Annotated in this window: 13 protein-coding genes; 8 read left to right on the top strand and 5 right to left on the bottom strand. The window is 37.7% G+C overall.

Annotated features, from left to right (window positions below; all coding sequences use genetic code 11):
* Nucleotides 1-215: 215 nt before the first annotated feature.
* Nucleotides 216-2,039: an acyl-CoA dehydrogenase C-terminal domain-containing protein gene (locus tag K6I41_RS01970; RefSeq protein ID WP_005301163.1), complete on the top strand. Its 1,824-nt coding sequence runs from the start codon at nt 216-218 to the stop codon at nt 2,037-2,039.
* A gap of 66 nt (nt 2,040-2,105) precedes the next feature.
* On the opposite strand, the gene K6I41_RS01965 is transcribed toward K6I41_RS01970, so the two are convergent.
* Entirely contained in the window at nt 2,106-2,753 is a 648-nt protein-coding gene (locus tag K6I41_RS01965) for a hypothetical protein (RefSeq protein WP_151821445.1), read from the bottom strand.
* A 250-nt stretch (nt 2,754-3,003) separates the two neighbouring features.
* Here K6I41_RS01965 and K6I41_RS01960 point away from each other — a divergent pair, with 250 nt between their 5' ends.
* Nucleotides 3,004-3,258 (top strand): PspC domain-containing protein, encoded by a 255-nt coding sequence (locus K6I41_RS01960; RefSeq protein WP_004789692.1) that lies wholly within the window; start codon nt 3,004-3,006, stop codon nt 3,256-3,258.
* A gap of 63 nt (nt 3,259-3,321) precedes the next feature.
* On the opposite strand, the gene K6I41_RS01955 is transcribed toward K6I41_RS01960, so the two are convergent.
* The 4 genes from K6I41_RS01955 to K6I41_RS01940 form a co-directional block, all read right to left on the bottom strand.
* Nucleotides 3,322-4,422 carry an HPP family protein gene (locus K6I41_RS01955; protein WP_250375118.1) on the bottom strand — a complete coding sequence of 367 codons (1,101 nt, stop codon included), beginning with the start codon at nt 4,420-4,422 and terminating at the stop codon, nt 3,322-3,324.
* A 133-nt stretch (nt 4,423-4,555) separates the two neighbouring features.
* Entirely contained in the window at nt 4,556-5,353 is a 798-nt protein-coding gene (locus K6I41_RS01950; protein WP_250375117.1) for a TIGR03915 family putative DNA repair protein, read from the bottom strand.
* Nucleotides 5,354-5,355: 2 nt separating this feature from the next.
* Nucleotides 5,356-6,618: a putative DNA modification/repair radical SAM protein gene (locus K6I41_RS01945; RefSeq protein WP_250375116.1), complete on the bottom strand. Its 1,263-nt coding sequence runs from the start codon at nt 6,616-6,618 to the stop codon at nt 5,356-5,358.
* A 109-nt stretch (nt 6,619-6,727) separates the two neighbouring features.
* Nucleotides 6,728-7,144, bottom strand: a complete 417-nt coding sequence (locus tag K6I41_RS01940; RefSeq protein WP_250375115.1) for a lysozyme inhibitor LprI family protein — start codon at nt 7,142-7,144, stop codon at nt 6,728-6,730.
* 203 nt (nt 7,145-7,347) lie between these two features.
* Between K6I41_RS01940 and K6I41_RS01935 the strand changes: the two genes are divergently transcribed.
* The 6 genes from K6I41_RS01935 to K6I41_RS01910 all read left to right on the top strand — a co-directional run bounded on the left by K6I41_RS01935 (nt 7,348) and on the right by K6I41_RS01910 (nt 12,898).
* Nucleotides 7,348-7,857, top strand: a complete 510-nt coding sequence (locus K6I41_RS01935) for a hypothetical protein (protein WP_151744438.1) — start codon at nt 7,348-7,350, stop codon at nt 7,855-7,857.
* Nucleotides 7,858-7,903: 46 nt separating this feature from the next.
* A complete protein-coding gene (locus tag K6I41_RS01930) occupies nt 7,904-8,362 on the top strand; it encodes a hypothetical protein (RefSeq protein WP_250375114.1) in 459 nt (152 codons plus the stop codon).
* Between the two features lie 92 nt (nt 8,363-8,454).
* A complete protein-coding gene (gene glyQ, locus K6I41_RS01925) occupies nt 8,455-9,432 on the top strand; it encodes a glycine--tRNA ligase subunit alpha (RefSeq protein ID WP_250375113.1) in 978 nt (325 codons plus the stop codon).
* Nucleotides 9,432-11,501 (top strand): glycine--tRNA ligase subunit beta, encoded by a 2,070-nt coding sequence (gene glyS / locus K6I41_RS01920; RefSeq protein ID WP_250375112.1) that lies wholly within the window; start codon nt 9,432-9,434, stop codon nt 11,499-11,501. Before glyQ ends, glyS begins: the two co-directional genes overlap by 1 nt.
* 73 nt (nt 11,502-11,574) lie before the next feature.
* A complete protein-coding gene (locus K6I41_RS01915) occupies nt 11,575-12,303 on the top strand; it encodes an adenylate/guanylate cyclase domain-containing protein (RefSeq protein WP_192454545.1) in 729 nt (242 codons plus the stop codon).
* The gene (locus tag K6I41_RS01910; protein WP_192454546.1) at nt 12,296-12,898 is read left to right on the top strand and encodes a hypothetical protein; all 603 of its coding nucleotides are present in this window, start codon (nt 12,296-12,298) and stop codon (nt 12,896-12,898) included. The genes K6I41_RS01915 and K6I41_RS01910 overlap by 8 nt, the downstream gene beginning before the upstream one ends.
* The last annotated feature ends 19 nt before the right edge of the window (nt 12,899-12,917 follow it).

Below are 12,917 nucleotides of genomic sequence, written 5' to 3'. Positions count from 1 at the left end.
ACTTGCTAAAAATAAAAAATAGTTGTTTTTTCACATAAAAGTATAAGTCCTGAATGTAGCAGAAAATGTATTTTCGGGTGTATTTATTTTCGACAAAATTCGCTTTTCTGACATTTCTTTCGGATGTGATTATCATTGTATTTTTATCAGGTGAGTGAATAATCAAATCATCGATTCAGATAATCCCACAATGATTCAAAATTAGGATTAAAGCCATGCCAGCATATAAAGCCCCGCTACATGATATTCGTTTCTTAATGAATGAAGTATTAGATTACCCTGCTCACTATAAAACTTTATCAAATGGTGAAAATGCAGATCCAGATACAGTTGATATGATTCTTGAAGGTGCGGCAGATTATTGTGAAAACGTATTGTCGCCACTTAACCAACCTGGTGATGAAGAAGGTTGCCATTTTGACAATGGTGAAGTGAGAACGCCTAAAGGCTTTAAAGAAGCTTATGACCAGTTCGTAATGGGCGGTTGGCAAGGTCTTTCTTATCCTGAAGAATTTGGTGGTCAAGGCCTACCAATGTCATTAAATCTGATTAAATCAGAAATGATGGGTACTGCAAACTGGTCATTTACCATGTACCCTGGCTTAAGTTCGGGTTGTATGAATACTATCTTGCAATTCGGTACTGATGAGCAAAAACAAACCTATATGCCTAAACTTGTTGAAGGAACTTGGAGCGGCACAATGTGCTTAACCGAACCTCAATGTGGTACAGACTTAGGACAAGTTAAAACTAAAGCTGAACCTCAAGCAGATGGCACTTATAAAATCTCTGGTACAAAAATCTTCATTTCTGCCGGTGAACATGACTTAACTGAAAATATTATTCATATCGTACTTGCACGTCTTCCAGATGCTCCTGCTGGTACTCGTGGTATTTCATTATTTATCGTACCTAAATTCATCCCTACTGCTGATGGCGGTGTTGGTGAGCGTAATACAGTCGCTTGTGGTTCAATCGAACACAAAATGGGGATCCGAGCTTCTGCTACTGCGGTGTTGAACTTTGATAATGCAACTGGTTATTTAATCGGTGAAGTGAACAAAGGTCTACATGCAATGTTTACCTTCATGAACACAGCACGTATTGGTACTGCTGTTCAAGGTATTGCACATGCCGAGTTATCTTATCAAGGTGCGTTACCTTATGCGAAAGACCGTATGTCTATGCGTGCGCTTTCTGGTAAGAAAGATCCAGACAAAGTTGCTGATGCAATCATTCATCATGCTGACGTACGTCGCTTGTTGTTGACTCAAAAAGCAATTGCTGAAGGTGGTCGTTCAATGATCTATCATGCTGCAAAACTTGCAGACAAAATGACAGATGCATTAACACGTGGCGACCAAGCTGCTTATGAAGACTATGATGACAAGCTTGGTTTCTACACTCCAATTTTGAAAGGTTTCTTGACTGAGCTTGGTTTAGAAGCAGCAAATAACGGCATGCAAGTTTACGGCGGCCACGGCTACATCAAAGAATGGGGCATGGAACAAATCGCTCGTGATGCTCGTATTTCAACGCTATACGAAGGTACCACAGGCATTCAAGCACTTGACTTGATTGGTCGTAAAGTATTGCTTAGCTCAAAAGGTAAAGTGGTTCGTGACTACACTGCTGAAATCTTAAAATTCTGTGCTGCGCACGCACGTAATAAATACTTACGTCGTTTTGCTTGGGACTTAACTAAGCTTTGTGCTCAATGGAATACTTTAACTGTTCGTATCATGCTTGCTGCACGTAAAGACCGTGACATCGTATCTTCTGCTTCTGTAGACTTTTTAATGTTCTCAGGTTACGTGATGATGGCTTACTTCTGGGCGCAACAAGCAGTCATTGCTTCTGAAAAACTTGAAGCAGGTGACGGTGCAGAAACACCTGAATTCTATAAAGCTAAAATCAAAGTTGCAGACTTCTACTTTGACCGTATGCTGCCTCGGACTCAAGGTCATGCAGAGTCGATGGTGACAAGCTCTCGCACATTAACATCATTACCAGTTGAACACTTTAGCTTCGACTACTAATGATTTTTAAATAGAGAAACGAAAAGAGCGCAATTCATATTGCGCTCTTTTTTATTCAAGTAATATTTATTCTTTAGTTAATACATAAGCCTGATTTGGAACAAAATAGTTTTGCTCTAAAAATTCACGATTTTTACCATAATCGCTATAAAACAGCTTCTCTAGATTCATGACCAATCTTTTGTTTGAATCAAAATTAAAATAAAAATTAACTTTAGATAAAGGACATTGAATGGTTAACTCATGCTCTTTTTCATCTACCTTCCAATTTAAAGAAGGACATAATTCATTTACAGCGGCACTTTTAGCCCCATCTTTACTTCCCACACGGCCAAAATGAATAACATTCCAATAAGCCGATCCATTGGGTAATAAATTTAAAATGTACTCTGCTTCGCCCGATTCACAATCAGCAAAAGCATCCTCACATGAAATTCGGGTGTGATATCGCCCTACATATTGCAATAAGGTTCCGCTTAACTTTTTAGCTTGATCTAAGTTTTCTTCGGGTAAAAAAGTACGGCCTGCCACATAATCTAATGTTTTTGTAGATGTACTATTTTTTATTAGATTTTCTTCATGCGTAGAATTAGAGCTGGCACTAGAGTGATCTTTTGAGTTGGCATGGTTTATATCGCAAGCACTCAGTGTCAGGCACATCATAGCCCCTACAACTAAATACTTAACTAAAAAACTAGACCGCTTCAAAGACATATACATTATTCACAGATAACAGCAACCGCCATGTTTATATTCATTTCAGGCATTAACCAATTGCTGTAATAACCCCTTAAGCCCTGAAAAGGTGCATTTTAGTTGATGTTGGTTTCCTTCATCCCAATCCTTTACATATTTTAACCAATTTACTTTTGAGAGGACTTTAAACCCGTTATTTCGCCTCCATATTTTTATTAAGCAAGAGCACAATAGCTTCTTGTAATTATTTATCTTTAAGGAGAATTAGATGGCCAGTTCTGGTTTATATCGCTCGAACCGACACAGCATGATCGCCGGTGTAATGGGTGGTATTGCTGAACGTTTTGGTTGGAACGTAACTTTACTACGTGTCATTTTTGTTTTGATCTCAGTTATGAGTGCGGCCTTTCCAGGAATTTTAGTTTATCTGGTTTTATGGTTAGTCATTCCGAAAAAACAGCCAGAGCATATTGAAGGCTATCGACAATCCGTTCGAACAGTAAATGAAGAACAAGTACGTTAATTAATAATTTTGGTCGCTACGGTTGCATCCCCTAATCAACCGTAGCTTTTTTTATTCTAAAAATTATAGCTTTTGATTTAACTGTTGCTGTAACGCAGCAATCATATCTGCACGGCTAATCATTCCTACAAGCTTGCGATCTTCAACCACAGGTATGTAGTTAAACGACTTTTCAACAAAGTATGGTACCAAATCTTGAATAGGTTGAGTTGGCAGTACCGTGACCACTCGATGACTCATAATTTGTTTCACATAGTGCTGCCAAGAGTTTCTTGGATCTGCTGCACCCTTAAACCACTCTACAACTTCATATAACGCTAAAGTTCCCACCAAATGATTTTCTACATTTACTACAGGTAGGCTCATCAAGTTCACTTGTTTAAATTTATCGAGTGCCTGATGAATGTCGTCATCTTCATGTAGTTTGATAACATCACGGCTCATAATATCCTGACAGATATATTGATTTACCATGCGCTCATTGGCGTGTTCCTGAGCCTCTAAAATAATTTTTTCTAAATCGTACTGACTAATATCTAGTAATTCTGTGTGATGCCCTAATGCATACTCAATGTCTTTGGGTTGAATTGATACTTTTTGAGTCGGTGTAGGGTCTTTACTACGGTCATTAAGATGAGCAGTAACCGGATAATGCCGCCCAATTAATCTATTAAAAAATATGGCGAAACCGAGTAAAAGTAACGAGTTGAGTAAAACTGGATAAAAAATAAAATAAAAGCCTAATTTATGAATTGCCGCCCCACCTAATACCGCGGTAATTGCGACTGCGCCACTCGGCGGGTGTAAAGAGTCGGTGGTCATCATTAAAAATATGGCAAAACCTACTGCGAGACTAAAAGCTGTAGTTAAATCAGGAATCCACTGCGCACAGGCAACACCAATAATTCCAGCTAAGGTATTACCAACAATCACATTCCATGGTTGAGCCAAGGGACTGGTCGGCACAGCAAACAATAGAACAGATGAGGCGCCCATTGGAGCGATGTACCAAGCATTAATTCCACCCAGAACATACCAGCTAATTAAGGAAGAAATTGCTAAACCACACAACGCTCCAATACCGCAAAGTAACCGTTCCTTTAAAGGTAAAACCTTAAAATTTGGCTTTAAAATCTGTAACCATTCTCGCTGTATAACACTCACAGTACACCTTTGGGGATATGCCGTTATTTATAACGGGCAAAAGTATACGCCCAAAGTCACATAAAGTGCATTTAAATTATATCTTTAAACAACAAGAAAGCTTATTGAAAATAATCTTTATTATTTTAAAACTTTAATATTCCATCAATTTTTCATTTAAGTAACGCCAATAGCGCTTCGGCAAATATTGCACATGAAGTTTTATATTTTGGCGTTCTGTAATATTTACGCTGTTAAAATAATCTTTCCAAAGCTGGTCATATAAACCTTCTTGTTCATCCAGCTCAAGCTGAAAGCTTTGACTCATTCCATTTTTTAAATTACGGTCGACTTCAGAAGCTTCAAGTGAAACTTCATGTATTTCACGTAAATCATAATAAATTCCAAACTTGCGTTGTTCGTCATAAATAAGCCAACGCTGATCTTGATAACGCCGTTTAAAATGGGGCTGAATAAGCGGTAAAACATTAAAATCTGGACGAACTAAACTTAAAAAAAGCTCATCTTTGGTTTTCTTAAAACGAATAAAAGCCTCCATCCGATGCTTCTCTCGCCCGACCTTTTTTGTCCACTGTGCAATTGCCAGAACACTAGAATTTGAATAATCTTTTTCTACAGAAGAATGACTACTAAACACATAAATACAGTAATTAAATAAATGCTGATAAGCATCTAAAGATTCAGATAAATAAGCAAAATAAAATTGTTTTAACGAAGAAGATGAAAGCTTTTTTTGCAGTGCGGACCAAACACGCTCGGCATGTTGCTCGTTATTTGAAACCTCAATTTTATCGGCAAATAAGCCATGTTGAGCTGCATCATTTAAACAGAGCCTGACCTGCAATTCTTTAAATTGAAATGCACGAAAAACACAGCTCAGTAGTCCCACCATTGAACCATCAAAATAGTAAGCCACTTCCTCATTAAACATGATTAAAACCCAAGGCTTAATTGTGGCGAGAGTTGCTGCACATATTTCGAAGATCCCTGCGTTAAAATCTGCTGTCGAATATAGCCAGAAGATAGTTCCTTTTGGAACTTTGGGCTGTCTTCACAGCGAATAAAGAATTTTGCACGCTGGTAGGCCACGCCTAGTTTTTTAAGTAAATCGATATGGATTTTTCCAAAGCGGCGAGCCTGCACAATTTTCTTGGCCGATTTCACCCCAATGCCCGGTACACGCAAAATCATTTGATAATCTGCACGGTTTAAATCTACCGGAAACTGTTCAGGATGCCTTAAAGCCCAGCTTAATTTCGGGTCTACATCAAGGTCTAAGTTTGGGTGTTTTTCATTAACGATTTCATTGACTTCAAAACCGTAAAAACGCATGAGCCAATCGCTTTGATAGAGTCGGTTTTCACGAAGCAACGGCGGTGCAGAACCCACTGCTGGCAAGTAATTATTTTCGGTATTAATTGGGATATAACCCGAAAAATAGACGCGCTTAAGTTTAAATTCTTTATAGTGCTTGTCTGCCATAAACAAGACATCTTGGTCTGATTCTTGATGGGCCCCCACTACCATTTGAGTGGTTTGCCCTGCTGGTACATATTTCGGTACATGCTTAATGATTTGTCGCTCATCTTTAAGCTGAATAAGCCTGTCACGGACTAGTCCTAAATCTTTTTGTACTTCCTGATGTGATTTTTCTGGCGCAAAAGTTTTTAGGCCAACCTCGGTCGGCATCTCTAAATTAATACTCATACGATCCGCATATAAACCTGCTTCATGGATCAGTTCAGGCGATGCACCTGGAATGGTTTTTAGATGAATATAGCCATTAAAGTTTTCTTCAAGACGCAATTTCTTGACGACTTGAAGCATACGCTCCATCGTATGATCCGCCGATTTAAAAATGCCCGAGCTTAAAAATAATCCTTCAATATAATTACGGCGGTAAAAATTAATGGTTAAGTCTACGACTTCTTGCACTGTAAATGCTGCACGCTGGACGTCATTAGAACGACGCGAAACGCAATAGGCGCAATCAAAAATACATACATTACTAAATAGAATTTTTAAGAGAGACACACAGCGGCCATCTTCAGTATAGCTATGGCAAATACCTGAATGGCTGGCATCTCCCAAACCTTTATCTTTATTTTTACGGTCACTGCCACTTGATGAACAAGACACATCATATTTGGCAGCATCGGCAAGAATCTGTAGTTTTTCTCGAATGCGATCAGACATATCAAACGACTCATTTATGGCATCGTTTAAAAAATATCATTTTGCATTCTTAAATTTAATCCAGTGAAGTACGCTCGGCGTCATGAGGTGACGTTTAAAATAATTCGTCTTAATTAACGTATCCTTCAAGCTGCTTTACACGCGCTGCATACTCTTGCATTGGGCAATACGAATACATCGGAGAGCCAATGTATGAGCCTGCATTACTACATTCCTGATCTACATAAGCTTTCCAAAGTCGCTGAGATTTTAAAATATCCTGGTAACGCTCTGGCTGTTTGTATTCTTCGCTTTGTGTGCGAATTTGATCAATAAGAGCAACTATTTTTTCTTCATAAGTCTTTTTAGCTTGTTCAGAACAGCTATGCACGACCATGTTGTTAATACTCTCAAGCTTCATTTCTTTAATGGTCTGGTCTACACATTGGTTGTATTCATCTTGCTCATCAGTTTCCGTCTGCGCGTAAAGCCATGGACTACAAAAAAGGCTGGATAAAACAATAAGTTTGCAGCAAAATTTCAGCATAACTAATTCTCGATTCTATAATTTTTAATATGCTTCAATATAACAAAAATTCTGTAACAGTTGCCTATTAGCCCATGTTCAAAGATTAGAACATAAACATTGAATGAACACTCTGCTAATCGAATATAAAATCCTTATAAGCTGAAATATATTAATTAGACATTTTGATTTGATCGCATTCTTAAATACATTAACTTGCATTCATGTTATATATAGTTATAAGAATCAAATTTACATTGATTTATATGAAGAAAGCTATCTTTAATAATTTTAAAATCTTCACTCAAAATTTAGATCCAGATAAAGATCAAATTTTATATAGTCTTTTAAAAGTCCCGCTCTATCTATTTATACCTGCTTGGTTTCTATGGATCTTCACCATGATGCTATATGAAGGGTTCACTTTAGAAATTCTAAAAACTGCTGTGAATATGCCATTGATGCTTTTTATGGTTGCAATGACTTATTACATACTCGCATTTGTTCCCGCTTATCTATTTCAACTCTTCTTGCAAAAGTATAATTTCATAAATTTTTTCTCAATTATTGTTAGTGCGATCATACTGACTACGCTAATCCTTAGTTTAATGTGTTTAGAATTCGCCCCAATAGAAATGATCATTTTCTTCAGTTATTTTTCTGTAATTTTCGCTATTACATATTGGATATTACTACTCAGAAGTATAAAAAAATCAGAAAAATCTCAAGATTAAAATTTCTCTTATATCTTCTAAAAAACCTTTATTACAGGGTACAAAAATGTCTTTTAATTTTTTAAAAATCTTCATTCAAAATTTAGATCCAGATAAAGATCAAATTTGGCATTGTCTAGTCATGACACCAATCTATTTATACATAGTTGCTTTATTCATATTTTTAAGTTCTTTAATCATCCATAAAGATTTTTCTTTTGAGATTCTACTAAACACCCCTGTCGGACTACTCTTTATTGCAGCCATTTATTACATATTAGTTTTTATACCCGTTTATTTTTTACAACTATTCTTATTGAAATTCAATTCCCTTAATTTCTTCTCTATTCTTGTTAGCGCAATTTTTCTTAGCTTTTTAATTCCAAATATTTTAGCAATTTTATTTATCGCCCCACGGCAAATCCTTCCAATAGAAATCATATTTATGGTCAGTTTCTTTTCTTTAATTTTCGCTATCACTTATTGGATTTTACTACTCAAAAGTATGAAAAAAGCTGCTAAATGATCAAATCTGAAATTCCCAAACTAGCCTTTGCCACTCCCCTACAAAATCCTTATACTTAGGGGCAATTTTTCTCATAAATTCGTGGATGCTACATGAGTCGCGCCATCTCGCACATTGATACATTTCAGGGCTTAATTCTTGCCCTACAAAACTATTGGGCCGAACAAGGCTGCGTCGTACTACAACCTTACGACATGGAAATGGGCGCTGGAACATTCCACACCGCAACATTCTTACGTGCTTTAGGGCCTGAGACTTGGAACGCTGCATACGTTCAACCTTCACGTCGTCCAAAAGATGGCCGCTATGGTGAAAACCCGAACCGTTTGCAACACTACTACCAATTCCAAGTGGTGCTTAAGCCAAACCCAGATAACATCCAACAGCTCTATCTTGATTCTTTAAAAGCAATCGGGATCGATACGCTTACTCACGATATTCGCTTTGTAGAAGACAACTGGGAATCTCCGACGCTAGGTGCTTGGGGCTTAGGTTGGGAAGTTTGGCTTAACGGTATGGAAGTGACTCAGTTCACTTACTTCCAACAAGTCGGTGGTGTTGAGTGTTACCCAGTAACAGGTGAAATCACTTACGGTTTAGAACGTCTTGCAATGTACCTTCAAGGTGTTGACTCGGTTTACGACCTTGTTTGGACGAAAGGCCAATTCGGTACTGTGACTTACGGTGACGTCTTCCATCAAAATGAAGTTGAGCAATCGACTTATAACTTTGAATACGCTCCAGTTGAAAAACTATTTGAACTGTTTGATTTTTACGAGTCAGAAGCAAACCGTTTAATTGAAGCAAAACTTTCTCTTCCTGCTTATGAGCAAGTTGTTAAAGCATCTCATACCTTTAACTTACTTGATGCACGTAGCGCAATTTCTGTGACTGAGCGTCAACGTTACATTTTACGTGTACGTACTTTAGCGCGTGCTATTGCACAAAGTTATGTACAAGCACGTGCAGAGCTTGGCTTCCCAATGGCAGAACCACACTTACGTGATGAAGTATTGGCACAGTTAAAAGCACAAGCTGAAAGTGAAGCAGCAAAGGCGGAGAAAAACTAATGAGCAAACATACTGTTTTATTCGAACTTGGCTGTGAAGAGCTTCCACCAAAAAGCTTAAAAAACTTACGTGATGCTTTACAGGCAGAGACGGTAAAAGGCTTAAAAGATGCGGGCTTAAACTTCGCATCAATTGAAGCTTATGCAGCTCCACGTCGTTTAGCGCTTAAAATTGTTGATATCGATGCTGCTCAAGCTGATACACAAAAACGTTTTGACGGCCCTGCTGTCCAAGCGGCTTATGATGCAGAAGGCAAACCGACTAAAGCACTTGAAGGCTTTATGCGTGGCCAAGGCATTACAGTTGATCAGCTTTCTACTTTCCAAGCAGGTAAAGTTGAAAAAGTTTGCTATTTAAAAGATGTAAAAGGTCAAAGCCTTGATGCTTTACTTCCACAGATTTTACAAACTGCATTAGACAATTTACCAATTGCTAAGCGTATGCGTTCTGCTGCAAGCCGTACCGAATTTGTACGTCCAGTGAAATGGGTTCTCTTACTTAAAGATGACCAAATTGTTGACGCGACTATTCAAGATCACAAAGCTGGCAATGTGACTTATGGTCACCGTTTCCATGCACCTGAAGCTGTGACTTTAGCGCATGCAAATGACTATTTAGCTGCTTTAGAGAAAGCTTACGTTGTTGCGAACTTTGAAAAACGTCAAGCAACCATTCAAGAACAAGTGAAAAAGTTAGCTGATGAAGTTAACGCGACTGCGATTGTTCCAGCTGACTTACTTGATGAAGTAACAAGCCTTGTTGAATGGCCAGTTGCTCTTCGTGCAAACTTTGAAGAGCGCTTCCTTGCTGTTCCTCAAGAAGCACTCATTACAACGATGCAAGACAACCAGAAGTATTTCTGCTTGATCAATAGCGAAGGTAAATTACAGCCTTACTTTATTACTGTTTCAAATATTGAGTCTAAAGATCCGATTCAAATTATTGAAGGTAACGAAAAAGTTGTTCGCCCTCGTTTATCTGATGCTGAATTCTTCTTTTTACAAGATCAAAAGCAACCCCTTGCATCTCGTAAAGAAAAATTGGCAAACATGGTATTCCAAGCACAACTCGGTACGCTTTGGGATAAATCAACACGTATTGCTAAACTTGCTGTTGCATTGTCTTCAATCACTGGTGCAAACCCAGCCGATGCTGAAAAAGCTGCATTACTTGCTAAATGCGACTTAACTTCTGAGCTTGTAGGTGAATTCCCAGAGCTTCAAGGTATTGCGGGTACTTACTATGCACGCATTGAAGGCGAAAACACTGAAGTTTCAGAAGCTTTAGGCGAGCAATATTTACCAAAATTCGCTGGCGATGTTTTACCAAAAACTAAGACTGGTACAACGATTGCCCTTGCTGACCGTTTAGATACACTTGTTGGTATTTTCGGTATTGGACAAGCGCCTACAGGTTCTAAAGACCCGTTTGCTCTTCGTCGTTCAGCAATTGGTATCTTACGTTTAATCATTGAAAATGAATTGGACGTAACTATTGAAGAACTGGTAAATCTCGCACTTCAAGGTTATGGCGACATTGTGAAAGATCACGACAAGACTCGTGCTGATGCTGTTGCATTCTTGGAAGGTCGTTACCGTGCCAAGTATGAAGACCAAGGCGTTGCTGTTGACGTACTTCAAGCGGTTCAAGCACTTGCACCGAAGTCTCCACTTGATTTTGACAAGCGTGTAAATGCTGTAAACCATTTCCGTGCTCTGCCGGAAGCTGCTGCACTTGCTGCTGCAAACAAACGTGTTGCTAACATTCTTGCAAAAGAAGCAGCGCCAGAAGGTTCTGTAGTTGAAGCAAACTTAGTTGAAGATGCTGAAAAAGCATTATTTGCTGAGCTTCAAGCAGTTACTCCAATTGTTGAGCCATTACTTACGGCAAAAGACTACACGGCTGCTCTTTCTAAGCTTGCAGCACTTCGCGCGCCGATTGATGCCTTCTTTGATGGTGTAATGGTAATGGCAGATGATGCTGAATTGAAAGCAAACCGTTTACGTTTATTGGCTCAGTTGCGTAACTTGTTTACTGCTGTGGCTGATGTGAGTGTGTTGCAGGGTTAAGTATCTATAATACTTGATCTTTTTAATAAACCCCGCTATAAAATTAGTGGGGTTTATTTTTTGAGCAAATAGAATGCAAGCTAATTATAAGGCATATGATTTTGAAAAAAGTCGTGATCGAATAGATGAAATTTTAGGCTCATCTGATAACAATTATGAAGATAAGAAGGAAATTCCTAATCGTGATAATTTAACTTTCACAAATGGTTATTATATTTTTTGTTCTGCTATATTTATTGATATGAGAGGCTCTAAAGAGTTTTCAAAAAAACATACGCGCCCTGTTACTGCTAAAATATATAGAAGTTATATTTCTGAGCTAGTTGCTGTTCTCAATGGCAATTCAAGATTAAGAGAAATTTATATTGAAGGTGATTGTGTCTGGGGCGTTTTTAATAGTCCGATGAAAACTGATATTGATAGCATTTTTAGCACAGCAGCCCAAGCAGCCTCTGTTATTGATACTTTAAATGTAAAATTAAAGAAGAAAAAATATTCTGAAATCACAGTAGGTATCGCTTGTCATGATGCAGACGTACTTATGATCAAAGCTGGCTACAATGGTAGTGGAATAAATGAAGTGACATGGATCGGAAAACTTGTAGGTGAAACTGCCGACCTCTGCTCAAAAGCTAATAGATCGAATTCAAAAAGAACTCTTTATAGCAAAACTTTTTATAACAATTTAACAGACGATAATAAAAAGAAAATTGATTGGTTAAATTGGAATTCTTCATACGAATGCTATGAAGGCAATACTGTTAATAGCACAATGAATAAATGGGTAGAACAAAATGGATAAATCCACTTTTTTGCAATCCGCCATTCAAGATACACAACAAAATATTCGTGCTATTGATTTTAAAATTGGAGCACTGCTAGCAGGCTGTATTGTTCCTTTTCCACAGATTAGAACAATTTATGAATTTTTAAACTCTAATGGCCTATGGTGGCAACAAGGATTAGCTTGGCTTATCTTTGCAATTTGGCTTATTGCTGTTTTAATCTTATTAGCAGCTCTTTCAGCAATTGATAATCCCAGTAAACATATAAATGATGGTTATGCTCAGAAAGGAACCTATTATGGGGGTGGAACTTTCAGATTTAATTTGATTAATGGTTTTTTTCGTACAGATATTCGTGCGAATCAAACAGTTTTAAATTACTCTACTGATTTAGATGATCCTAACTTTCCATTTATTAAAGAATTAGTATTTGAACATCTTAAGTTAATTTATATTCGCGATTTAAAACTATATAGACTCAAGTTTGCTGTAAGCTTAATCGCATGTCTAATTGTTACTGGCTCTATATCTTTTCTTTTTGCACCAAATATTAAAAAAGTTGAAGTTGAACCCAAGAAGACTTTGCCTCAGAGTTCAAAGACAATCCATTAAATAATTAGAAATTAATTCT

The sequence above is a fragment of the Acinetobacter sp. AS23 genome, assembly GCF_023612055.1.
In the GTDB taxonomy this organism is placed as follows: Bacteria; Pseudomonadota; Gammaproteobacteria; order Pseudomonadales; family Moraxellaceae; genus Acinetobacter; species Acinetobacter oleivorans.
The sequence above is the reverse complement of the archived record's forward strand: the minus strand, read 5'-3'. Positions and strand labels throughout refer to the sequence as shown.